Below are 22,713 nucleotides of genomic sequence, written 5' to 3' on the forward strand. Positions count from 1 at the left end.
CGAGTATGCACGTCCACGTCAACGCCGCCACGAGTGTCGACGGAAAACTCTCCTCACGTCGCCGCGAGCAGGTGAAGATTAGCGGCGACGACGACTTCGCCCGCGTGGACGAGATTCGTGCCGCCTCGGACGCCGTCCTCGTCGGCGTCGGGACAGTTCTCGCGGACGACCCACACCTCACGCTCGACGACGCTGCGCTCATCTCGGAGCGTGAATCCCAGGGCGACTCACCGCATCCAGCACGAGTCGTCGCCGACTCGCGGGCCAGAACGCCGACGGACGCCCGAATCCTCGACGACGCGGCGACGACGTACGTTCTCGTCTCGGAAGCAGCACCGAAAGACCGCCGAACCGCCCTCGAAAATATCGGGGCGGAAGTGGTCATCGCCGGAACGGACAGCGTTCCGGCTGCCCGCCAAGCACAGCTTGGCGACGTCGCCGGCGACGAGCGGGTCTCCCTGTCTGCAGCGTTCGACGCTCTCGAATCGCACGGCATCGACCGAGTGATGGTCGAGGGTGGCGGCGAACTCATCTTCTCGCTGTTCGACGCCGACCTCGTGGACGAACTGACACTCTACGTCGGGTCGATGATCATCGGTGGCCGTGATGCGCCGACCCTTGCCGACGGCGACGGGTTCGTCGAGGACTTCCCTCGACTCTCGCTGCAGGGCGTCGAACGCGTCGACGACGGGGTTCTCCTGACGTACGACTGCTGAGACGGGGGATTCGTGGCCTTCGTCCCCTCTTTTCGCGGTCGTGCACCCGCACGCAACTGGGCGCAATGGGTAAGGGGTTAGCGCCGATAGGAGAGTGCATGAGCACACCCGAAGCGACCAATGCACCCATCCACGTCGAGAGTGCCGACCACCTCGACGAACTCATCGCAGCGAACGATATCGTCCTCGTCGACTACCACGCCGAGTGGTGTGGCCCGTGTAAGATGCTCGAACCAACCGTCGAGGAGATTGCCAAGGAGACAGACGCAGTCGTCGCGAAAGTCGATATCGACGAACTGCAGGAACTCGCCCGCGACAAGCAGATTCGGAGCGTCCCAACGCTCCAGTTCTTCGCTCACGGCGAGAAAGCCCATCAGGTCATCGGCGTCCAGAGCAAAGATGACCTTGTGGACGTCATCGAACAACTCGCGTAATCTTCACTTCGATTTTTTGGGTCGACAACCGCGTGAGCGGTACGCTCGTCGCGTGCCGTGGATAGGTGTGTGGGAGAGAGAACCTCACTGTAACAAACGTATGAAAGATACGTTTCTGAAGTACGGTTCCACCCCGATGGACCGAATATTATCAACTGTTTGTCATCTTATCACTGGCCAAGGACCACCTGTAATCACCCGACGACGGTTATCTGGTCGGTCCCCAAAATCGGACGTCCAGTTTCGGTTTCACCGGTTAGTTCTGCTGTCACGTCCCCGCCGCTGAACCCAGTCGCCTCTTGATTGAAGAACACTACCAGGTCAGTATATCCATCTCCGTTCACATCTTCGAGACTCGACTTACTACTCGAAGCAGCAGCGGGTCCGAACTGAACCGTGCTGACATCGACGGTAGTAGCGTCGAAATCTGCCGTACTGAAGATTGCGACCGGTACGGTGCCCTTGCTCTTGAGATTAATTGGACTATCCTGATTCTCACCCTCGGCGTCTGGTTTAACGTCAATTACCACCGTGATGATATCTGCTACCGTTGGGTCGGTACCGTCTTGGACTTCCGCTCCGTCACTAAGACCGTCGTCGTCTGAATCCGGGTCGTTCGGGTCCGTTCCTTCTTGGAGTTCCGCACCATCGTCGAGTCCATCGTCATCGGAGTCAGGGTCGTTTGGATCCGTGCCGAGAGCCTGTTCCTCGCTATCAGTTACTCCATCGCCATCAGAGTCTGGTGCAGGGTCGTTGGGGTCGTTGGGGTCGGTTGCTTGGTCAATTTCGGTGGCGTCATCTATCCCATCGCCATCGGAATCACTCGCGTTCGGGTTCGTTCCGTATGTCAGTATTTCCTCTGCATCGGTGAGTCCATCGCCGTCAGTGTCGGGATTGTTCGGGTCAGTCCCGAGGTCTGCTTCTTCACCATCAGTGAGTCCATCGCCGTCCGAGTCGAGTCCAGAGGTGTCGTCGTCACTGGGGTCGGTTGGGTCCGTTCCGTCGACGAATTCCTGGCCGTCACTGATTCCACCGCCGTCAGTATCTGGATTCCGTGGGTCGGTGACACGTCCATCTTCGTTCGTGAAGTACTCTTCACCATCGAGGAGCCCATCACCGTCCGTGTCGGGGTTGAGTGGGTCACTGGTCAGTGTCCCAATGGACCGAGAGACACCGTTTACTTCAGCACCATCGCCAATTCCGTCGTCGTCGGTGTCGGTATCTTCTGGATCAGTGCCAAGTAGTTCCTCCTCTCCGTTGGTCAGCCCATCACCGTCGTCGTCCAGATTGTCAAACGGAGATTCGTCCTCTCCATCGAGCACACCGTCACCATCGGTGTCCGGGTTGGTGGGGTCGGTTCCGGCAACGAGCTCCTCGCCATCAGTCAGCCCGTCGTCGTCAGTATCTGGGTTCCGTGGGTCGGTGACACGTCCATCAGCTCCCGTGAACACCTCTTCTAGGTCGTCGAGTCCGTCACCATCCGTATCAGCGAGCGTCGGGTCGGTCGTGTAAACGACTCCACCGCGGGGGAAGCCAGCCACTTCGTTCCCGTCGGATATTCCATCCCCATCGGTGTCAGCGTCGAGTGGGTCGCTCCCAAAGTCGTTCACTTCGTCACCGTCACTGAGTCCGTCGCCGTCAGTGTCCGGGTCGTTCGGATTTGTCCCGAAATCGGCTTCTTCAGAGTCGGTGAGACCGTCTCCATCTGAATCCTGCGGCGTCGGGTCGTTCGGGTCGAGTGGGTCACTGCCGCCGACGAACTCCTCACCGTCAGTCAATCCATCGCCGTCGGTGTCTGGGTTGTTCGGGTCTGTCCCGTCTCTGTTCACTTCGTTACCGTCACTTGGACCGTCGCCGTCGGTGTCTGGGTTGTTTGGGTCCGTCCCTAATTCCGCCTCCTCGGCGTTCGTCAATCCGTCTCTGTCGTCATCCAGGTTGTCGAGTGGTGCAGGGTCTTCCGCGTCCAACAGTCCGTCGCCATCGGTATCGGGGTTGGTGGGGTCGGTTCCAGCGTCGAACTCCTCGCCGTCAGTCAGTCCGTCATCGTCAGTATCGGAGTCGAGTGGGTCCGTCCCACGAATGAACTCCTCACCGTCAGTCCGTCCATCACCGTCGGTGTCTGGGTTCGTTGGGTCGGTCCCGTCTCTGTTCACCTCGTTACCGTCACTTGGACCGTCGCCGTCGGTGTCTGGGTTGTTTGGGTCCGACCCGTAGACGTTGACCTCGTCTCCGTCACTGAGACCGTCATTATCACTGTCCGGGTTGTTTGGATTTGTTCCGAGGTTGGCTTCCTCACTGTCGGTCAATCCATCGCCGTCGGAGTCGAGGCCGGAGGTGTCGTCGTCACTGGGGTCAGTCGGGTCCGTTCCATCGGTGAATTCCTGGCCGTCGTTGATGCCACCGCCATCCGTGTCGGGATTTTGCGGGTCAGAGATAATGCGGGGTCCGAAGAACGGCTCGACTTCATCGCGGTCGGACAATCCGTCGCCGTCGGTGTCGACAACGAGTGGGTCGCTAGTGTACCCGGTGTTCTGGTAGCCGTTGACTTCTTGGCCATCAGATAGTCCATCGCCATCGGTGTCACGGTTAGTCGGATCTGTCCCATAGATGTTTATCTCGTCGTCGTCAGTGAGTCCATCTCCATTTGAATCGGTCGCGGCGACGACTCCGCCAACCCCAATGACAAGAGAACCGGTGACCACGACAATCGCTATCAACGTGGCGAGTGCCTTTCGTCGCACCGCACTGCCTGTCCATCGAGTCCCGCGTGTTCCACGGCGTCCCGAGAGGATCGGAAGCGATTCCTTTGGCAATAGGTCACGGCGAATGGACATGAATATGGTACGTGTCCAAATCACCTAATTACGCCCCGTGAGCAGTTCTCACGGTGTGAACACCCATGGAACGAATCCAAACGATCCACACACCGACAACGACGGTCCAAGTGACGGCAACGAGGTAAACAACGACGGGACCGGCCCAATCAAGTCTGATGACGAGGGTGGTATCCTCACGTAAGGAACAGAACTAACGCACGCAATGGATTCGACTGACCCCTGCTGAAGACGATGGAAAGTACATACAGATTATGTTGAATATGTATCATTTTTTGCTCCGTCCACGCGATTATACAAGACGTGTTTGACTATCTATCCGATATCACATTCCTCGCCGGTTCCGAGAACCGGCTTCGGATACTCGATGCAGTAGCCGGTACAGCTCATAATCGCTATGAATTGGAGCGTAGTCTGGGCATCTCCAGAGCCACGGTAGTTCGCATCCTCGCAGGATTGGAAGAGCGAGCATGGGTGGAATCGATCGATGGACGCTACCAGACGACGCCTCTGGGCGACGAGGTACTCGCAGCGTTCGTCGATTTCCACGAGACTGTTGCCAAGTCCCAGCGACTCGCATCTATCGCCCCATGGTTCTCCTCCGTGAGTGGCGTGAGCCTCGAACATCTCTCTGACGCTAGCATCACCGTCCCCACTCAGGCTGATTCGATAGCACCGATCAGACGCGCAATGGAATGTATGCGTGAGGCGAGTGTAATCCGGGGGGTCTCAGGCGGAATCGCCCCCGGACCTCTACAGGTGAACCGTGACTGTGTGGTTGGCGAGGAGCAGTCGTTCGAAGTCGTGTTTTCGACAGAGGTGATGGGCATTATCCGCTCCGACCCGTTGATGTCGAGATTGCTCGTCGAGATCTTGGAGGCCGGTGGGTGTGTCTACGAACACGATGCTGTTCCACACCACTACGGGTTGTTCGATAACGAACGAGTCGGCATTGGATTAGTCGACGGCACCGGAGCGCCGCAAGCGTACGTTGTGAGTGAAAACGGAGCGGTCGTGGACTGGGCGGCCTTGACGTTCGAGAAGTTCCGGTCAAGGGCAACTCTTGTAACCATTCACGACTACCAGTGAGTTCTAGCCGTCGAGTTCGCCACACAGTCTGCTTGTGCCAGACCGGAAAAACGTGATTTTAGAGCCGTCAGTAGAAGGAGTCCGTCGTATCGGCTATCGACGATGGTGATGAATGGCTCCCTTCGACTCGGACTCAGTACTTCGGGAGTCAACGAGCAGGCCGTGACCTACTCGCGTGCACTATTCAGCAACGACCTGAAAGAATGAATACCGCCAGTCGATATCAAAAGAACTGACAGGACAGTGGAAGATAGAACAGCGGAGAATCGAGAGTCTGAACGAGCGCTCAGAACGGCGCGTCCGAAACGTCAGGTTCGAACCCTGCTCCCGGTTCGTCGTCGTAGAACCCGCCGGTCGTGGCGTGGACGGCGTCGATTTCGTCGAACTCCATGACCATCCGCGACTTGAGCGCCTGAATGGTCATCGGGGAGATGCCGCATCCGGAACACGCGCCGGCGAGCGAAATCCAGACTTCGCCCGTCTCTTTGTCGATGGCCTCGATGCCGGCGCTCCCGCCGTGCATCTGAATCTGCGGGAAGTTCCGATGCATGAACAGCTCGAGGCGTTCTTCGAGTGACTTCTCCGATGCTTGCGAACTCATACTCTGACGTGGGGGTTGGGCCAGCATAACGGTTTCTTCGGTGTGTGAACCGGCCGATTTCGACAGACGAAAGTTCGAGATGGTCGGCGGCGAGGGCTTTTTACCACGGAGAGAGTATCGGAACCTATGATTTCACTCGACGAAGCAGTCACTGCCCGTCTCGAATCTCACGGCGCGCGTTTCGAGGTACTCATCGACCCCGACGCGGCGCTTGCGATGAAACGAGGCGAGTTCGACGGTGACCTGGAGGACGTTATCGCCGCCGAAGACGTGTTCGAAGACGCGTCTCGTGGTGACCGGCCGGCCGAATCCGACCTCGAAAAGGTGTTCGGCACGACCGACCCGATGCAGATTATCCCCGAAGTCGTCAAGAAAGGGGAGATTCAGATTACGGCGGAGCAGCGCCGCGAGATGCAAGAACAAAAGCGCAAGTCGCTCATCAACCGCATCGCTCGCAACGCGGTCAACCCGCAGATGAACGACTCGCCGCACCCGCCGGAGCGTATCGAGCGCGCGCTCGAAGAGGCCGGATTCAAAATCGACCCGATGGAACCCGTCGAATCACAGGTCGACGACGCGCTCGAAGCACTCCGACCGGTGTTGCCCATCAAGTTCGCGGAAGTCACCATCGCCGTCCAGTTACCCGCCGAGTACGCCGGCAGTGGACAAGCCCAGATTCGGAGTTACGGCGACCTCGAACGCGAAGAGTGGCAAAACGACGGGTCGTGGGTCGGAGTCATCACCTTCCCCGCAGGGATGCAAAACGACTTCTACGACAAGGTGAACAACATCACGAGCGGGACGGCCGAGACGCGAATCGTCAAAGACGAAGACGACCTCTAACCAGCGGCGACGGCCACTGAATTCGGCCGCAACGCTCGTTTTCTGTTGTGGAACGCTAGTTCTGTTGTGGAACGCTAGAGTTGGGTTTGCGTACGTGTGCGGTCAATCACGTCGTGGCCGCGACTATCCTTTCTTGAATCCGACGAGGAACCCACCGGAGAATCCGGCGGAGATAGAGAGCGTCGAGAGAATCGACGAAATCCAGTCCGGTGGCGCGCCCGTCGCCGCGTCCTGCGTCACTTTGACGAGGCCACCCGAGAGGCGTTCCCAATCGACCGAGAGGATTCCACGCGATTCGAGGAATTTGAAGACGGCGAGTTCGAGGCCGACGATGACGGCGATGATTTTGGCCACCTTCTTGGCAGCGAATCCGATGACACCACCGATGAGGGCCCCGCTGCCGAATTCGAGGCCGAGTTGTTGTGGGTCGAGACTGAGTTGTAAGGGATCCATACGCCGAACATCCTGCGCGTTCGTATAAGTCATTTGTGGGGAACAGTCACCGACCGAGGGATGTTTCACCCCCGTGTTGTCCACCCGTGGTAATCTACAAGACCACGACTGTGCACTAGTCTAGCATGGATACAGAGGTGACTGGTGACCATCTCGTCGCGTGAGCCACACCGAGCGGGGCTTAAGTGTCTCCGGCGGGTAGTATGGAGTGACACAGTGCAGGCAACGTACTACACAATCGAGGTGGGACGATGACTCGCGTCATCGTCGCGAAGCGTGTCGACCGCGGAGACGCAGAACTCACTGAGATAACGGACCTCGCCCGCGCGGCGGGATACGACGTCGTCGGGAGCATCTCGCAGACCCGCGAAGAGGACGCAGCCTACCACTTTGGTGAAGGGAAAGTCGGCGAGTTAGCGGCGCTCGTGGCCCGCGAAGACGCCCAGGCCGTCATCTTCGACAACCGACTGGGCCCGTACCAGACGTACAACATCGCCCAGAAACTCCCAGCCGACGTCGAAGTCATCGACCGCTTCACGCTCATCCTCGAGATATTCGGACAGCGGGCGAACACCCGCAAAGCGCAGTTACAGGTCGAACTCGCCGAGTTACGCTACGAACTCCCACGTGCCGAGGCGAAAGCATCGCTGGCGAAACGTGACGAACGCCCCGGGTTCATGGGTCTCGGTGAGTACGACGAGAGCCGCGAACGGGACATCAAAGCCCAGATTTCGCGCATCAAGAACGAACTCGACTCGATTGCCGACAAAGAAGAGACGCGCCGCGAACAGCGTCGCGAATCTGGGTTCGACCTCGTGGCACTCGCCGGCTATACGAACGCCGGAAAGTCCACGTTGATGCAGCGACTCGCCGCAGACCTCGAAGTCGGCCAGAACGACGACTTACACCCGGACCTCGACCCGACTGCCGAGTCGCAGGACAAGCTGTTCACGACCCTCGGAACGACGACTCGCCGGGCCGAGACGGGCAAACACGACGTGCTTCTCACCGACACCGTCGGATTCATCTCCGACCTTCCACACTGGTTGGTCGAGTCGTTCAAGTCCACGCTCGATTCCGTCTATCGTGCCGACCTCGTCTTGCTCGTCGTCGACGCCTCCGAACCGATGGAGGAGATGCGCGAGAAACTCATCACGAGTCACGACACCCTCTACGAGCGCAACGAAGCGCCCATCGTCACCGTGTTCAACAAAGTGGACAAGGTAGACGCCGAGGAACTCGCTGAGAAGCGTGCTGCACTCTCGGCACTCGCACCCAACCCCGTCGCCGTGTCGGGACTCACGGGCGAGAACATCTCCGAGTTGACCGAACGCGTCGAGCAAGAACTCCCCGCGTGGGAACGCGAGCGACTCTTGCTCCCGATGGCCGACGACACGATGAGTCTCGTCTCGTGGCTCTACGACCACGCCCACGTCGAAACCGAGGAGTACGAGGGCGAACAGGTTCACGTCGAGTTCGAGGCCCGCCCAGAAATCGTCGAGAAAGCGCGGGCGAAGGCGGCAGCGTTGTCGGTGTCGCCTGATTCGACCTGAGACGGTCGGACGCGACACTCCAGTCTGCGGATTATTCGACTGTCTCTTTTTCCTTCGTCACCACTTCCACGTCGGTAATCTTCGTGCCCGGATACTGGCCGTCCTCGTCTTTCTCTGCGGCTTTCACCATATCCCAGACGACGTTGAGGCCTGTCGTTACGCCCTCCAGCGCTTCCATCTCACAGCCGGTCTTTCCGGTAGTGCCGACGGTGACGGAAAGCGTGACAGTGTCGTCGGCCACGTCGAACTCGGTGTCGACGTTGGTGATGGGAATCTGGTGGCACATCGGAATCGTCTCCCACGTGTGTTTGACCGCCTGAATCGCGCCGATTCGAGCAGTCGCCAACACGTCTCCCTTCCCAATTTGGTCGTCGCGAATGGCCCGGATGGTCGAGTTACTTAGGTGGATGGTCCCGCGCGCGACGGCGCGACGCCGAGTGTCGGGTTTCGCCCCGACATCGACCATCTGGACGTTCCCGTGTTCGTCGACGTGCGTCAGTTCGCGTTCGTCACCGCTGTTCGATTCGGAATTAGTCTCGTCTCGTGGTGTGTCGTCAGTCATGAATATCACTCTGGAGGGCCACAGGCAGTCGTTCGAGCAGGTCAGTCGCGACGAGGCCGGTTCCGAACTCGTCGGCCGCGAAGTCACCTGCCCGCCCGTTTGCGTACGCGGCGACTGCCGCTGCATCGAGAGGGGGACGGACGCACGCCAGCGCGCCGGTTGCGCCCGCGAGGACGTCGCCGGTACCGCCGACGGTCATGCCGGGGTTCCCAGTTCGGTTGACACGGACCTCGTCACCGTCCGAAATCACGTCGTATGCACCTTTCACGAGGAGGACGTGGCCGAGTTCGGCGGCGAATTCGCGGACGAGTTCGCGCCGTGTCTCCCAGTCGGTGTCCGTCTGTCCACCCATCTTCACTACCTCTCCTTGGTGCGGCGTACAAATCAGCGTCGCCTCGGTGTCCACGTCGGGGACGACCTGCAGCGCGTCGGCATCGACGACGGCGGTTCCGTCGTAGGCTTCGAGGAACTCGCGGACAGCGTCCAGAGATTCGGTGGCGTCGCCCAGACCGGGGCCGAAGACGACCACGTCGCGGTCGGCGGCGAGTTCGAGCAGGTCCGGAACGTGGCCGGGTTCGAGGTGGTCGCCGTCGAATTCGCTGACGATGAGATTTTCTGAGTAGCCCTGCACTTCGCGGGCGACGTGTGCAGGGCAGGCGACACGTGCGAGGTCCGCACCGGCGCGGAGGGCAGCCTGCGCCGCCAACGCGGGTGCGCCGGTGTACGGCCCACCGCCGATGACGAGAACGTCGCCGTGGTCTCCTTTGTGGCTCTGTGAGTCGCGGTGAAGTGCGAGTAAGTCGCCGGGGCCGGTGAACAACTCGGCCGCTGCTGGGATGCCGATGTCGGCGACGGTGACCGGCACGCCGAGCGAGTCGAGGCCGGGTTTGTCGTCGTGGAAGGTGACGACGTGGTCTGCGTCGACGGCGACGCCTGCCGCCTCGCCGGTGTCGGCATCGACGCCCGATGGAACGTCGACGGCAAGGACCGTCGCTGACGAATCGTTGATTTCGCGGGCCGCAGTCGCCTCTGGTTCGCGGAGCGCACCAGTCACGCCGGTTCCGAGCATCGCGTCGACGACGATGTCTGGGTCGCCGAGGTCGAAACTCGCCGAATCGGTGACCGTTCGATGCGGGATGTCGCTCGTGACGAGTGCGTCCCAGTTCTCGCGAGCGATGTCGGTCGAGATGGTCTCCGGGCGACCGAGGAGGTGAACGGTCACGTCGTACTCCTTCAGGAATCGCGCGGCAACGAGTGCGTCACCGCCGTTGTTCCCTCGACCGGCGACGATTGCGACCGACGAACCGGGGGCTCCGAGGTCACGGCAGACCCGGGCGACGGCGTTGCCGGAAGACTCCATGAGTTGCTTCCGCGGGACACCGAGTGACTCGGCATTTAGGTCCACCGCGGCCATCCGTCGACTCGTAATCATGTGGAGTCGTTCGCCCGCCCCCGCGTTAACGTATGGGGTCGTGACCAACCCGCCTGACATTCCCGGTCGCTTTCGCAACGCTTGACCCTCGGCACGCAAAAACTGGAGACAGTGACTCGCCGCCTCTTTGGGACCCTCTGCGGGCTCGTCTTCCTCGTCAACTTCGGCCGCGTCGCGTTTCCGCCGCTCGTCGAGACGCTCCAGGTACAGTTCGGTGTCGGCCCCGCGACGATTGGCGTAGTGACGAGTCTCGTCTGGCTGGGAACCGCGCTCCCTCGTATCCCCGTCGGCTATCTTCTCACGCGTGTCCCGAGAGACCGGGTCGTCCTCGGCGCGGGAACGTTGCTCGTCGTCGCCGCGGCGTTCACCGCGAGCGCAACGTCGATTCTGACGCTCCAGATCGGTGCATTCGGGCTCGGCCTCGCGTCGGGCGCGTACTTCGTCTCGGCGGTTCCACTCGTGGGCGAACTCTTTCCCGAACGCGTCGGCCGGATGGTCGGCATCCACGGCGCTGCGAGTCAGGTCGCAGCCGTCGTCGCTGCGCCCGTCGTCGTCGTCATCCTCGCGACGGCTTCGTGGCGCGAGACGTTCTGGGCGCTCTCGATTGTTGGTGCCGTCATCACCGTGGTCCTGTACGTCGTCTCCCGAGACGGCAGCACCGAGACTGGAACCGGAACAGACCGGAATTTCGCCGCTGCGCTCGGCCACTGGAAACTCATCCTCACGGGTATTCTCCTCGTCGCCCCCGCGGGATTCATCTGGCAGGGCCTGTTCAACTTCCTCGTCTCGTACATGACGCAAGCCAAGAGCTTCTCGCCGACGGTGGCGAGTACGATGCTCACCATCATCTTCGCCGCTGGCGTCCCCGCGTTTTCGCTGTCTGGGAGGCTTGCGGACAAACTCCCGCACGTCCCCTACATCCTCGGGTTGCTCGTCTCGTTTACGGTGGCGCTGTTCGCGTTGACGTTCGCTCAGGGATTCCTCGCGGTCGCCGTCGTCATCGCCGTCCTGGGCTATCTCATCCACAGTCTGTTCCCCGCGCTGGATACGTTCATGCTGTCGTCGCTCCCGAGCGATGCACGCGGAAGTTCCTACGCCGTGTTCAGCGGTGCTGCACTCCTGTTGGAAGCGAACGGAAGCGGTGCTGTCGGAATCCTGACCGAAGCGAACTACGGATTCGACCTCGTCTTTCGGGCGCTCGCTGTCGGGTTGCTCGTCGTCGTCGCCATCCTCGCAGTTCTTTACGCCGTGAACCGACTTCCGGGCCTCTCACGCCACGAAGAACGTGCTGTCTGACTGTCCGAAACGGTTTACTTACTTCGACTGATTGTCCGAATCATGTCAGGGTTGCTCCCCTCCGAAGGGAACGTCGAGACGGGTGGTGAGCCGTCTCCCCGCGTTCACTGGTTGGAAGACGACGAGACGGAGCACCTCATCGGCACGCTCGCCTGTGATACCGCTCGCAAGATTCTTTCGAGTCTCCACGACGCGCCAGCGACGGCGGCAGAACTCGCAACCGAAGTCGAGACGTCGATTCAGAACACACGACACCATCTCGGCAACCTCACCGAGGCGGAGTTAGTTCGAATCGCCGGCACGCGATACTCAGAGAAGGGGCGCGAGATGAAAGTGTACGCCCCGGTGGACGGACCATTCGTCGTCTGCGTTGGCGGCGACGAGCGCGACCGAGAGGGCGTCACCGACGCGATATCGTCGTTCCTCGAATAGGGGTCCGAGCGCGGCGGACTACCGACGTTTCGACTTCCACCGGTCAACTCCTCAATTGACACTGTTCGATACTCCCCGAACCTGTCGGTTTCGTCAGCACCCACCGAGACGTATCATCCATTGGTATGTTCTTTTGGTAGTGACAGTATCTGCCACAAGATAATTGTGAAATGGTTGTCAATACCGTGTTGGTGGTGAAAGTTGACACGTATCACACGCCGTCGAGCGCTCAAACTGTTGGGCGCGTCAGCGGTCGTCTCTAGCAGTAGTGGCATCGCAAGCGCGAACGAGAACAATTCGAAAGGTGGGCTCAAGAAGGTGGGTCACTCCCTCCTCGAAGACCCACCGGGTGGGTACACCGAAGGAGCGGTCCGTGAAGACGGGCACTACGCACTCACGGGGAGTTTCTACGGAACCGGTGGGAGTTTCCTCGTCGACATCAGCAATCCGACGAACCCGACACAGACCCACCGGTTGCCCTCCGCAGAGAACGTCCGCAACGCGGACGTGAAGTTCGACCCGCGAGACGGACTCTACTACCGAACCCAGGAACCGAACACCGAAGACGCGGTCGTCGATGGCGTCGAAATCGTCGATTACGGATACGACAGTGGCACCCCAGAGAATCCGACCATCATCGGAACGCTGGACGCCGGGCCGACGCACAACGTGTTCCCGCACCCGACCGAACCGTACGTCTACACGACCGAACACCACGGGATGGGCGTCTTCGACGTGAGCGACCCGACGAACACCTCGTACGTGGGGACGTTCGGTCCGGAAGCAGACCTCCACGACGTGGTCGTCGACCCGGAGCGAGAACTCGCACATCTCGCGTTCATCGGTGGCGGGTTCGATGGCTACGTCATCATGGACGTGAGCGACCCCGCGAACCCGACCGAAGCAGGGCGCTTCAGTTACGAGGGTCTCCCGACGTACGAAGACGTTCCCCTCGGCGAAGAGGGATTCCAGAACTGCCACTACGCCAACTACGACCCTGGACGTGGAATTGCCGTGGTGGGCGACGAGATCGGCTTCGGCAACCCCGGTGGAAAACACATCTTCGACATCGGATGGGGAGATGGGTCGGTCGCCGACCCACAACCCATTGGCTACACCCCGTCACCGAACGCGCAGGTGATGGACGAACCCACGGAACTGTACGACTGGACGACGCACAACCACGACGTCATCTCGAAGGGCGCAAACACGATGCTCGTCGACGGCGCGTACCACGAAGGGACCGTCGTCTGGGACATCAGCGATCCGACCGACCCGGTCTACACCGACCAGTACGAAACCGACGACATGGCCGACGTGGCCGACGGACCGACGTGGCTTGGTGACGCCCCCATGGCGTGGGGCGCGAACTACAACGAACAGCGAGACTTGACCGTCGTGAGCGACATGTACACCGGCATCTACGTGTTCAAACTCGCGCCATCGGACGGAGGGTCCTGAAGATGAAGCTTCCCCGCCGACAGTTCCTGAAGCTCTCTGGAACGGCCGGTCTCGCTGGCTTCGCTGGCGTGACGAGTGCCCGCGGCACCGACCAGGCCGAATCGCTCCGTCTCTTCGGAGACGTAGCCGTCTCGGGGGCGCTCGAAGTCTCGACGCAAGGCAACTACGCCTACGTGGCGACTGGAGATGGCCTGAGCGTCGTCGATTGGACGACACCGGGTCGTCCCAACGTCGTCGGGACCATGACCGCGTCCGCCCCCGCAGGAGGCATCCTCGACGCGAAAGTGGACGGCGACCTCGCCGCCCTCGCGAGTAACGGCGGTCCCGGCATCACGCTCGTCGACGTGAGCGACCCGACGACACCGACGGAGTACGGATTCGTCGACGTCGGTCATCACATCCACAACGTGTTCCTCCACGAGGGGTACGCCTATCTGACGGTCAACGAGTCCGGTTCGGGTCCGTTCAGTGAAGCACGGACCACCATCGTCGACGTGAGCGACCCGACAGCACCGACGACTGTCGGTGCGTACCGACTCAAAGACGACTTCCCGGGCTACGCCGCCGGTGGCGTGAATCCGTGCCACGACATCTACGTCCAAGACGACGTGCTCTATCAGGCATTCTGGGACGCGGGTGTCGTCGTCGCGGACGTGAGCGACCCGACTGACCCACAGACGATAACCCAGTTCGGTGCAGCACCGATGGCCGACACACCGGTGGGCGATTCCTTCCCGACCGAGCGGTACCTCACCGCACCGGGGAACGCCCATTACGTCCAGCCATCGCCGGACGGGTCGCTCGTCTACGTCGGCGCGGAGACGTTCCCAGATGGGTTCGTCTCGAATCCCGACAACGACGACTACGGCGGCATCCGGGTGTTCGACGTGTCGAACCCCGCGTCCCCGATGGAACTTGCGCGTATCGACCCACCGAACGTCGATGCGTTCCGCACCTCGCACAACTTCGACGTGACGGCCAACCGTCTCCACGCATCGTGGTACGACGGCGGCGTGACCGTCCACGACGTGAGCGACCCGGCGAACCCGGAGACGCTCTCCGGCTACCACGCCGATGGGTCGTCGTTCTGGGGTGCCCAGGCGGCACGCGGATTTACTGTCGCGAGCGACATCGGTGGGGGCCTCGTGTTCCTCCACGAAGACACCGGACAGCAGCGCCCACCCGCCTTCGAGGGCACCGCACGGCCGACGACGCCAGGGATTCGGTAATCGCGTCGCAGACGAATCGAACTTCGACGACACTCTTCGCCGACACTCATCTTTCTGCGAACGTTCAAATACCAACACGCGACCACTCACCGACACCCCTATGGCCGTCGCAAGTGGAACACAGAGCGTGACCTGGCAGGAGGTGTTCGGCCACCCGGAGGCGTATCCGGAGCAAGCCGATGGAATCGAGACTGCGATAGCAACCGCACGCGACGACGGATTCGCCGTCGTCGAAGGTGCGTGCGGGACTGGCAAGACGATGCTCGCGCTCACCGCCGGCATCGAACTCGTCCGCGACCCCGACTCCGACTTCGAACGCGTGTTCGTGCTGACGAGCGTCAAACAGCAACTCAGGCAGTTCGAAGCCGACCTCCGAACCATCAACGAGAATCTCCCGGACGAATGGAACCCAATCTCTGCGCTCACCCTCGTCGGGAAAGCAGACGTCTGTCCGTACAGCAGAGAACGATGCGGCGGCATCGACGAATCGACCGTCTACGACCGCTGTGAAGGCCTTCGAGACCGAACCCGTGGCCTCGTCGGCGACGGTGGGCGGACGAGTGCCGAAGCGCTGGCGAAAGACGCCCGCGAGCAACAAACAGGCCTCCTCGACACCGGTTCGACTACTGCTGGCCCATCGTATCTCGAAACGGCGGGCGAACCGACGCCCTACTCGAAGTCGATGCCTGAGTACGAAGACGTGGAGTACTGTCCTTTCTACGCGAACTTCCTCGCGGACCTGCCGGACGACGGCGACCCAATCGAGGCAGTTCCGTTCGACTTCTCCGACGAGGGGCTCATCACCCCGGAACGACTCGTCTCGCTCTCGGCGGGCGCAGGGTCGTGTCCGCACTCCGTGATGGGCGCGCTGTTGCCTCACATCGAAGTCGTCGTCGGCAACTACTACCACGCGTTCGACCCCACGACGGTCGGGACGTTCACCGGCGCGCTCGTCGACGACTCGACGTTCGTCATCTGCGACGAAGCGCACATGCTCGAACCACGCGTCCGTGACCTCGTCTCCGTCGGCGTCGGCGACCGAACGCTCCGCGACGCCGAGAGCGAACTCACGCGCGTCATCCAACCCGTCGAGTTCGACGACGCCGGCAAGACCACCGAGGACGCCGACCTCGTCCGCGGGGAGTTACAGGAAGCGGACGTGACCCTCCGCGAACTAAAAGAGACACGCGACTTCATCCGTGACCTCCGCGAAGAACTCGACCGACGCGTGACGGCACATCTCGACGCCGAATACGTCGGGTGGCGCGCAGACCTGACCGAACTGAACGACGAAGAGATACCGCTTCGCGACCCGGAAGAACCGGCCGTCGACGAACTCACCGAGTGGGCCGAGTCGGCCGGATACGACGAGGGAGCGTGGGTTCGCGCCGAAGCAATCGGGTCGGCCGTCGCACGCATCCTCAACTCGGTCGAAGACGACGACAAGCGCCGGGCCGCACCCGCGGCAGGACGCGCGCTCGCGACGTGGGCGTACGCTGACCACGAGAAACACTTCCGCGAAATCGACCTCGAACGGACGTGGGACGAGATGGAACCGCCAGAGTCGTGGCGGCGTGCCTACAACGCTCGGCTCTCGGTCCACAACTGCGTTCCCGGCGAGGCCATCGCCGAACGGCTCGGTGACTTCGGCGGGGGTGTCCTGATGAGTGCGACGCTCGAACCAATCGACGTGTTCCGACGCGTCACCGGACTCGACGCACTCGCCGATGACGGCCGACCGATTGCCGAACGAACCTTCGGCCTCGGCTTTCCCGAGTCGAATCGTGCGAGTTTCGCCGTCGACGTGCCGAAGTTCACACACAGCAATCGCGGCCCGCCGGGCGAGGAGAACGAGACGCGTCTCGCGTACACCGACGCCGCCGCCGAAGTGTGCAATCGCTCGCCCGGAAACGTCCTCGTCGGGATGCCGAACTACGCCGAAGCGGAGTGGATGGCGAGCGTCCTCGAAGACCGCGTGGACAAACCCGTCCTCCTCGACGAATCGTCCGGCGACGGCGCGACAGAAGACCTCAAACGAGACTTCTTCGGCGGAACGGGGAAAGTTCTCGTCACGAGTCTTCGCGGCACACTCACCGAGGGAGTCGATTACAGCGGTGACAAACTCGCTGCTGCCGTGGTCTGTGGCGTGCCGCTCATCAACACGTCGTCGCCGCGGACGCGCGCCCTGAAGACGGCGTACGACAGGGAGTTCGGAGACGGATTCGAGACCGCACTAACGGTGCCCGCGGTCCGCAAAGCGCGGCAGGCAATCGGGCGCGTCATCCGCGGCACCGACGAAGTCGGCGTTCGCGTCTTCGTGGACGCCCGCTACGCGCGCGATTCGTGGAACGGCGTCCGCGAGTACTTCCCCGAACAGGAACGCGAGGAGTTCCGGCCGGTCAGTCCCGACATGCTCGGATTCGGCCTCGACCAGTTCTGGTCGGCAGTGGAGTGAACCCGAGTCGGCAGACGATGCTTCTCCAGGCGAGTTATCGTTCGTCGTCCCATTCGGCGTGGCAGTCGTCGTCACAGAAATGTCGGTACTGAACCGCACCCTCGCTGTCGATCCACGTGACGACACGGTGTGTCGGCACGTTCGCGATTGGGTCGCCACACGTCGCACACTCTGGCGCGTCGTCGGGGTCTACGTTCTCTCCGAGGTCGGACGTAGGGTTAACCATCGACACACAGGTGCGGCGGGAAGACACTTCAACCCCGCTGCGTCGGCAGAAGTCGCCCAGTGATGGCCGACGGTAGCCACCGATTCGACCGCACGTGTCGCGGCCGACAGTCGACTGTGCCAATACTTACCACACTTAGTGAAGGTTATGTAATCACCGTCTCCTCTGTATACGTGACGGCGAATGTCCGAAGTGCCCGCGTCTCAGGATTCGGTTGCAGGGTTTGTTGACCGCCCCGGTACGGATTCGACTGGTGACTGTTTGCTTCATAGCGTCGTCATAACATATCGAGGAAGTTCCGACCAGGTCACCGTCTATCCGCGGCGCAACAGTTGCTGCGACCAGATGGATGCGTGGTTGACCGCCAACATCGACGCGTTCGTCCAGTTGGACGAGATGCGATAGTCGACACCGACGGTTAGCTCACACTCCAACTCGTGCCCGCTCATCCGGCGAACTCAGCGTCGGAGAGTGTCTTTTGTACCGCTTCTTCACCGACTGCCGCGGCCAGTGCTTCGAACCCTTGGCGTTCGGCCCTGTCCCGAGCGTTGGCCACCAACCGCGAGACGATGAACTCGGGCGTCGACTTGCCGACGGTGCCGAACCGCGGTTGGTAATCGACGCGCAGGTCTAGCTCGTCGGTCAGCCCCTCGGCGAAGATGCCGTCGATACGTGCTTCCGGCGGCAACGGACTCAGTTCGTCGGCGAGGTGCGTCACGTAGACACCGAACGCGTCGCGCTCGACGGTGAGGTTCACGAGGCCGTTGAGCAGGTCTGCCGCACGTCCCGGTTCCGTGATTGCCTCGAACTCGTCGACGAGCATGAGCGTTCGCCCTTCGTCGGAGAGTGGCGGAACGATAGACTTGAGCGTCGATTCGAGGACGCCGGCGTTGAAACTCGCGTGCCGGCGGTGGAAGACGAGCGAGTCGAAGCGCCCGACGAGCGCGGACTCGGCGGGAACCGGGAGCCCCATCGATGCGAGGATGGCGACCTGTGAGAGCGTCTCCAGAAGGGTGGTTTTCCCACCACTGTTCGCCCCAGTCAGGACGGAAACTCGGTCGCCGGTGGGAGGTTCTGGACCGGTCGAACACGAGAGTTCGTGGTCGCCGACGGCGTACGAGACGGGTTGTGGGTCGTCGAGGAAGAGATTCCGCGCGCCACAGACCGCGAGTCCAGTCTCGGTGACGGCCGGTTTCGTGAGGTCGTATTCGACAGCGAACCGAGCGAGAGACAGCGACAATGCGACTTCGTCCACGGCTTCCACGGCGATATCGACGTCGTCGCGTGCGGCCCAGATACGGTCACGGAGTTCGTCTGCAACCTCCGCCTCTCGTTCTTCGACGTCCGCTTCGAGTTCGGTGACGAGCGACCGGAGCGACGTGCTCACGAAGTCGGTTGCGTCGCGTGCATCGTCTGCGGCAGCAGATTCGACTTCACCGCGTGTGAGGTCAGATTCGTGCGCGACGTACTCGACGAACGCGGCGCGGAAGTCGTCCAGCGAGCGGACGCCTCGTTGCTGAATCGTTTCGAGCACGTCGAACGCGTTCGATTCGAGTGCTTCGATGGTCTCGAGGCGCGTTCGCATTCGGTCGAGTCGTTCGTCGGCACCGGGTTCGACCGACCCGTCTGGGGAGACGTAGCCGAGCGCGCCGAGCGCATCGCGGAGCGCATCGGGGTCCGCCTCTTCGAGTGCGTCGAACGTCTCGCCACGAAGTCCAGCGTCACGAAGTTCGAGAGCAGCGCGGACTGCCGCGCGTTCCGTCTCACCAGCCTCGTCGTACGCTTGGAAGGCAGCTTCGATTGCGTCGCGTGCGTCGTCAGAGAGCGTTGCCCACGCGTCGCTGGCGGCGAGCACGCGTTCGAGTCGTTCACGGCGTCTGTCCACGGTCGGAAGCGGTGTCAACACACGAATTCGGTCCGCAGCGTGTTCCGTCAGGGCGCAGTCGCTCGCGAGCGTGAGCAAGTCGTCGTACACGTCGCGGGCATCTCGTGTCGCGAGCGTGTCGATACCGCTGTTGCCGTCGGCCCGCCGAAGGATACGAACTGCACGTCCTCGTGTGACGCCCGTGTCGACGAGTGCCCGCACGTCGGCCGACTCGATGGCGGCAACCGCGCCCTCCCTGCCGAGTGCCGATTCGAGTCGGGCCGACGTCTTCGGTCCGACCCCCCAGTAATCTTCGAGTCGCATACCGGGGCGTCTCACTGGGCCGTCTTATGTCCTCTCGTCACTCGGTGGCACCGCTCACGAAGCAGTCGGACCGAACGTGAAAAACTCAGTGAGAACGGAGTGGGTCGCTGTCGGTCGGTTCGACTTCGGTTACCAACCCGAGGAGGTGTTGGCCCGGAATCGTACTGGTCTCACGGCCGAGGTCACGGGCGGCACAGACCGCGAGCGCCGTCGACAGCGTCCTGACCGCGAGTTCGTGGTCGTCACGACAAGACCGAAGCGCCATCGGGCCGATGTTGAGTCGGTGATACGGTTCGAGGTCGTCGCGTGTCGCGATGCCCCTCTCGAGGAAATCTCCCGCAATCTCGACGAGGAGTGTGTGCAGGTGAATGAGTTCGTTCTTTCTCATATATTGCACATATGTGTTTATCTGCCGTAAAATAAGCGGTAAATAGTGATTTCGGTCTTATATCTGCCTCTACTAGAAATGAATGTATGTTGGATGGACATGAACGAAACACTGGTAGTCAACGTGTCCAACGACTGCTGTGGCTCGTCGGTCAGGTTCGTCAAAGGGAGTTGGGTTTGGGCAGGGACACGTTCCCCAGAGCGGAGAGGGGGGGGTCGGGTTCGGTTCCGCTGTGTGGGGAGCGTGCGGGCACGACAAGTGACCTGGGTGGGTCACTGTGGCCACATATCCAATGGATATCGTCTGTACTAATTCACGACCCTATTCAGTTAGGGACTGTGTCGATTCACCGGGAAACGCACAAGTCGATGCGGATACCACTCGGGGATATGCACGCACATCGGCGCATCGGTTGGGACGGTGTCACGGATGACTGGTGACGCTCAGACGCCGACTAACGAGTCGTCGGCACCCAACCGAGAACTCGAAGAGCGCCTCGCGATACTCGCCACGTTCAACGAGGTACTCGCCGATGTCAGTGACGCCATCGTCACTGCGACGAGACGCGAAGATATCGAACAGCACGTCTGTGAGCGCCTCGTTCAGACCGACACACTCCGCTTCGTGTGGATTGGGACGGTAGACGACAACTCCGCCACAGTGCGTCCGACTGCGTACGCGGGTTCTGCAGACGGATACATCGACGAACTGACCGTCTCACTTGCAGAGAGTGACTCCGAGAACACTGGTCTAGTCGGACGAGCCCTCGAGTCAGGGTCGGTCCAGACGACGCACAGCATCGCCACCGAACCGGCGTCGGAGTTCGGCCCGACCCGAGACGCAGCACTCGACAGAGGCTACCACTCTGCAGCGTCGGTCCCACTGGAGGTTGGTGACGAACGGTTCGGCGTTCTCACGATGTACGCCGGACACGACGGCGCGTTCACCGACGAGTTGGTCGAACCCATTCGAACGCTCGGTCACACTGTCGCACAGGGTATCGACTCACACGTCAGACGACAGCGCGAACGCGAACTCGAACGGCGTGACGCGACGTTCTCGCGAATCGTCGAAGATATCGAAGAGTACGCCATCTTCCGGTTAGACGCAGACGGTCACGTCGAAAGTTGGAACCGAGGCGCAGAAGCCATCAAGGGATACTCGACTGCTGACATTCTCGGCGAGCACGTCCGGACCTTCTACACCGACGACGACCGGGCACGCGGGGTGCCAGAGCACCTCCTCGACACTGCCCGGCGAGACGGGCGCGTCGAAGACGAAGGGTGGCGCGTACGGGCCGATGGGTCGCAGTTCTGGGCGTCAGTGGTCATCACCGCCCTGTCCAACGACGACGGCGACGTGGTCGGGTTCGCGAAAGTGACGCGCGACATGACGGAACGGAAACGCCGAGAGCGACAACTGGACGCCGTCTTCAACAGCACGTTTCAGTACATGGGTCTCCTCGACCCCGACGGGACGGTTCTCCGGGTGAACGACGCGGCGGTCGCGTTCGCAGGACTCGACCGCGACGATGTCGTCGGGAAACAACTCTGGGAGACGCTGTGGTGGTGTGGCGACGACGAACGCGTTTCAGACCTGAAAGCAGCATTTTCGCGTGCCGCCGCCGGTGAGTTCGTCCAGTACGAAGTCGAAGTCGATGGGAGGGCGGACCATCCGAATGCAGTCATCGACTTCTCGCTCACACCCGTCTTCGACGGCGACGACGTCGTCTTGGTCGTCCCCGAAGGACACGACATCACCGACCGGAAGGAACACGAACGGCAACTTCGGCGCGAGCGAGAGCGACTGGAGTTCGTCAACCGGGTCATCAGGCACAATCTCTTGAACGGTCTCAACGTCGTCGGTGCGCGGGCCGATATCGCCGCGGAGTTCGTCGAACCCGATGGGCAAGCGCATCTGGAGACGGTTCGGAGTCGCGTCGACGAGATGACCGAACTCGTCGGCACGATGCGGACGTTCATGAAGGTCATCGTCGAACGGGACTCACACGAACTCTACGAGCGGTCGATTCGCAATGCCATCGACAGCGGACTGCGCAGCATCGAACCGGCGGGGACGACCGTTGACATCTCCGTTGGCACCGTGCCGCAACTCACTGTCGTGGCAGACGAGCTGCTCGACGAAGTGGTCACGCATCTCCTGAAGAACGCCATCCAGCACAACGACAACCCCAACCCAGCGGTCCGCGTCGATGTCACCGCGGGTGACGACGCTGTCGAACTCAGCGTCTCCGACAACGGGCCTGGTATCCCTGACGAAGAGAAACAGTCGCTCCTCGAACAACGAATCGAGGACCTCTCTGACCCCGGAAACGGATTCGGCCTGTTTCTCGTCCGCGAAATCGTCGACGGCTACGGGGGCGAGATTCGCATCGAAGACGCCGACCCGTCTGGAGCGAGGTTCGTCGTCTCCCTTCCACGGGAGTGAGAAACTACCCGGCCGAAGAGTTCTACTGCCTGTTTGTCACGCTCGACAGAGTGTCTTTCACGACGTTCGGAGC

At 61.5% G+C, this 22,713-nt stretch carries 21 protein-coding genes; 13 read left to right on the forward strand and 8 right to left on the reverse strand.

All coding sequences use genetic code 11. The features are described from left to right. Positions 1-5 precede the first annotated feature (5 nt). Both ACK3SC_RS07745 and trxA read left to right on the forward strand, forming a co-directional pair. The gene (locus tag ACK3SC_RS07745; protein WP_416839535.1) at positions 6-716 is read left to right on the forward strand and encodes a 2,5-diamino-6-(ribosylamino)-4(3H)-pyrimidinone 5'-phosphate reductase; all 711 of its coding nucleotides are present in this window, start codon (positions 6-8) and stop codon (positions 714-716) included. A 98-nt stretch (positions 717-814) separates the two neighbouring features. After that, positions 815-1,150: a thioredoxin gene (gene trxA / locus ACK3SC_RS07750; protein ID WP_416839536.1), complete on the forward strand. Its 336-nt coding sequence runs from the start codon at positions 815-817 to the stop codon at positions 1,148-1,150. A gap of 194 nt (positions 1,151-1,344) precedes the next feature. On the opposite strand, the gene ACK3SC_RS07755 is transcribed toward trxA, so the two are convergent. Then, positions 1,345-3,891 carry a hypothetical protein gene (locus ACK3SC_RS07755; RefSeq protein ID WP_416839537.1) on the reverse strand — a complete coding sequence of 849 codons (2,547 nt, stop codon included), beginning with the start codon at positions 3,889-3,891 and terminating at the stop codon, positions 1,345-1,347. Between the two features lie 148 nt (positions 3,892-4,039). On the opposite strand from ACK3SC_RS07755, the gene ACK3SC_RS07760 reads away from it, so the two are divergent. Both ACK3SC_RS07760 and ACK3SC_RS07765 read left to right on the forward strand, forming a co-directional pair. After that, positions 4,040-4,168 (forward strand): hypothetical protein, encoded by a 129-nt coding sequence (locus ACK3SC_RS07760; RefSeq protein WP_416839538.1) that lies wholly within the window; start codon positions 4,040-4,042, stop codon positions 4,166-4,168. A gap of 290 nt (positions 4,169-4,458) precedes the next feature. After that, positions 4,459-5,073, forward strand: a complete 615-nt coding sequence (locus tag ACK3SC_RS07765; protein WP_416839539.1) for a hypothetical protein — start codon at positions 4,459-4,461, stop codon at positions 5,071-5,073. 286 nt (positions 5,074-5,359) lie between these two features. Here ACK3SC_RS07765 and ACK3SC_RS07770 read toward each other — a convergent pair whose 3' ends face one another. After that, the gene (locus tag ACK3SC_RS07770; RefSeq protein WP_416839540.1) at positions 5,360-5,674 is read right to left on the reverse strand and encodes a NifU family protein; all 315 of its coding nucleotides are present in this window, start codon (positions 5,672-5,674) and stop codon (positions 5,360-5,362) included. Positions 5,675-5,800: 126 nt separating this feature from the next. Here ACK3SC_RS07770 and ACK3SC_RS07775 point away from each other — a divergent pair, with 126 nt between their 5' ends. Next, positions 5,801-6,517 (forward strand): ribosome assembly factor SBDS, encoded by a 717-nt coding sequence (locus ACK3SC_RS07775; RefSeq protein ID WP_416839542.1) that lies wholly within the window; start codon positions 5,801-5,803, stop codon positions 6,515-6,517. Positions 6,518-6,640: 123 nt separating this feature from the next. Here the strand turns inward: ACK3SC_RS07775 and ACK3SC_RS07780 are convergent, their stop codons facing one another. Next, positions 6,641-6,970, reverse strand: coding sequence for an FUN14 domain-containing protein (locus ACK3SC_RS07780; RefSeq protein WP_416839543.1), 330 nt, complete (start codon positions 6,968-6,970; stop codon positions 6,641-6,643). 251 nt (positions 6,971-7,221) lie between these two features. On the opposite strand from ACK3SC_RS07780, the gene hflX reads away from it, so the two are divergent. After that, complete coding sequence (gene hflX, locus ACK3SC_RS07785; protein ID WP_416839544.1) at positions 7,222-8,523, forward strand: GTPase HflX; 1,302 nt, start codon at positions 7,222-7,224, stop codon at positions 8,521-8,523. Positions 8,524-8,554: 31 nt separating this feature from the next. Here hflX and moaC read toward each other — a convergent pair whose 3' ends face one another. Together moaC and ACK3SC_RS07795 are read right to left on the reverse strand one after the other, a co-directional pair. Further along, positions 8,555-9,085 (reverse strand): cyclic pyranopterin monophosphate synthase MoaC, encoded by a 531-nt coding sequence (gene moaC / locus ACK3SC_RS07790; protein WP_416839546.1) that lies wholly within the window; start codon positions 9,083-9,085, stop codon positions 8,555-8,557. Then, a complete protein-coding gene (locus tag ACK3SC_RS07795) occupies positions 9,078-10,517 on the reverse strand; it encodes an NAD(P)H-hydrate dehydratase (protein WP_416839547.1) in 1,440 nt (479 codons plus the stop codon). Before ACK3SC_RS07795 ends, moaC begins: the two co-directional genes overlap by 8 nt. Positions 10,518-10,628: 111 nt before the next feature. Here ACK3SC_RS07795 and ACK3SC_RS07800 point away from each other — a divergent pair, with 111 nt between their 5' ends. The 5 genes from ACK3SC_RS07800 (at position 10,629) to ACK3SC_RS07820 (ending at position 17,390) form a co-directional block, all read left to right on the forward strand. Next, a complete protein-coding gene (locus ACK3SC_RS07800; protein WP_416839548.1) occupies positions 10,629-11,813 on the forward strand; it encodes an MFS transporter in 1,185 nt (394 codons plus the stop codon). Between the two features lie 42 nt (positions 11,814-11,855). After that, entirely contained in the window at positions 11,856-12,245 is a 390-nt protein-coding gene (locus tag ACK3SC_RS07805) for an ArsR/SmtB family transcription factor (RefSeq protein WP_416839549.1), read from the forward strand. A 201-nt stretch (positions 12,246-12,446) separates the two neighbouring features. Then, positions 12,447-13,706, forward strand: a complete 1,260-nt coding sequence (locus ACK3SC_RS07810) for an LVIVD repeat-containing protein (RefSeq protein ID WP_416839550.1) — start codon at positions 12,447-12,449, stop codon at positions 13,704-13,706. Between the two features lie 2 nt (positions 13,707-13,708). Beyond that, positions 13,709-14,935, forward strand: a complete 1,227-nt coding sequence (locus tag ACK3SC_RS07815) for an LVIVD repeat-containing protein (RefSeq protein ID WP_416839551.1) — start codon at positions 13,709-13,711, stop codon at positions 14,933-14,935. A gap of 100 nt (positions 14,936-15,035) precedes the next feature. After that, positions 15,036-17,390, forward strand: a complete 2,355-nt coding sequence (locus ACK3SC_RS07820) for an ATP-dependent DNA helicase (protein WP_416839552.1) — start codon at positions 15,036-15,038, stop codon at positions 17,388-17,390. Between the two features lie 34 nt (positions 17,391-17,424). Here ACK3SC_RS07820 and ACK3SC_RS07825 read toward each other — a convergent pair whose 3' ends face one another. Further along, positions 17,425-17,616, reverse strand: a complete 192-nt coding sequence (locus ACK3SC_RS07825) for a hypothetical protein (protein ID WP_416839553.1) — start codon at positions 17,614-17,616, stop codon at positions 17,425-17,427. Positions 17,617-17,799: 183 nt separating this feature from the next. On the opposite strand from ACK3SC_RS07825, the gene ACK3SC_RS07830 reads away from it, so the two are divergent. Continuing rightward, positions 17,800-18,021, forward strand: coding sequence for a hypothetical protein (locus tag ACK3SC_RS07830; protein WP_416839554.1), 222 nt, complete (start codon positions 17,800-17,802; stop codon positions 18,019-18,021). A 40-nt stretch (positions 18,022-18,061) separates the two neighbouring features. On the opposite strand, the gene ACK3SC_RS07835 is transcribed toward ACK3SC_RS07830, so the two are convergent. Then, a complete protein-coding gene (locus ACK3SC_RS07835) occupies positions 18,062-19,804 on the reverse strand; it encodes a DNA mismatch repair protein (protein ID WP_416839555.1) in 1,743 nt (580 codons plus the stop codon). Between the two features lie 85 nt (positions 19,805-19,889). Beyond that, on the reverse strand, positions 19,890-20,192 hold the full coding sequence (locus ACK3SC_RS07840) for a UPF0058 family protein (RefSeq protein ID WP_416839556.1): 303 nt from the start codon (positions 20,190-20,192) through the stop codon (positions 19,890-19,892). Positions 20,193-20,621: 429 nt separating this feature from the next. Here ACK3SC_RS07840 and ACK3SC_RS07845 point away from each other — a divergent pair, with 429 nt between their 5' ends. Then, positions 20,622-22,640 carry a PAS domain S-box protein gene (locus tag ACK3SC_RS07845; RefSeq protein ID WP_416839557.1) on the forward strand — a complete coding sequence of 673 codons (2,019 nt, stop codon included), beginning with the start codon at positions 20,622-20,624 and terminating at the stop codon, positions 22,638-22,640. Positions 22,641-22,713: the final 73 nt, after the last annotated feature.

It is taken from the genome of Haloferax sp. DFSO52, from assembly GCF_048158745.1.
Classification (GTDB): domain Archaea; phylum Halobacteriota; class Halobacteria; order Halobacteriales; family Haloferacaceae; genus Haloferax.

What these genes read in the sequence shown, in the direction of transcription:
- ACK3SC_RS07745 (WP_416839535.1), top strand. Translation starts at nt 6, where the DNA reads ATGCACGTCCACGTCAACGCCGCCACGAGTGTCGACGGAAAACTCTCC.
- trxA (WP_416839536.1), top strand. Translation starts at nt 815, where the DNA reads ATGAGCACACCCGAAGCGACCAATGCACCCATCCACGTCGAGAGTGCC.
- ACK3SC_RS07770 (WP_416839540.1), bottom strand. Translation starts at nt 5,674, where the DNA reads ATGAGTTCGCAAGCATCGGAGAAGTCACTCGAAGAACGCCTCGAGCTG.
- ACK3SC_RS07775 (WP_416839542.1), top strand. Translation starts at nt 5,801, where the DNA reads ATGATTTCACTCGACGAAGCAGTCACTGCCCGTCTCGAATCTCACGGC.
- ACK3SC_RS07780 (WP_416839543.1), bottom strand. Translation starts at nt 6,970, where the DNA reads ATGGATCCCTTACAACTCAGTCTCGACCCACAACAACTCGGCCTCGAA.
- hflX (WP_416839544.1), top strand. Translation starts at nt 7,222, where the DNA reads ATGACTCGCGTCATCGTCGCGAAGCGTGTCGACCGCGGAGACGCAGAA.
- moaC (WP_416839546.1), bottom strand. Translation starts at nt 9,085, where the DNA reads ATGACTGACGACACACCACGAGACGAGACTAATTCCGAATCGAACAGC.
- ACK3SC_RS07795 (WP_416839547.1), bottom strand. Translation starts at nt 10,517, where the DNA reads ATGATTACGAGTCGACGGATGGCCGCGGTGGACCTAAATGCCGAGTCA.
- ACK3SC_RS07805 (WP_416839549.1), top strand. Translation starts at nt 11,856, where the DNA reads ATGTCAGGGTTGCTCCCCTCCGAAGGGAACGTCGAGACGGGTGGTGAG.
- ACK3SC_RS07815 (WP_416839551.1), top strand. Translation starts at nt 13,709, where the DNA reads ATGAAGCTTCCCCGCCGACAGTTCCTGAAGCTCTCTGGAACGGCCGGT.
- ACK3SC_RS07820 (WP_416839552.1), top strand. Translation starts at nt 15,036, where the DNA reads ATGGCCGTCGCAAGTGGAACACAGAGCGTGACCTGGCAGGAGGTGTTC.
- ACK3SC_RS07825 (WP_416839553.1), bottom strand. Translation starts at nt 17,616, where the DNA reads ATGGTTAACCCTACGTCCGACCTCGGAGAGAACGTAGACCCCGACGAC.
- ACK3SC_RS07830 (WP_416839554.1), top strand. Translation starts at nt 17,800, where the DNA reads ATGTCCGAAGTGCCCGCGTCTCAGGATTCGGTTGCAGGGTTTGTTGAC.
- ACK3SC_RS07835 (WP_416839555.1), bottom strand. Translation starts at nt 19,804, where the DNA reads ATGCGACTCGAAGATTACTGGGGGGTCGGACCGAAGACGTCGGCCCGA.
- ACK3SC_RS07840 (WP_416839556.1), bottom strand. Translation starts at nt 20,192, where the DNA reads ATGAGAAAGAACGAACTCATTCACCTGCACACACTCCTCGTCGAGATT.
- ACK3SC_RS07845 (WP_416839557.1), top strand. Translation starts at nt 20,622, where the DNA reads ATGACTGGTGACGCTCAGACGCCGACTAACGAGTCGTCGGCACCCAAC.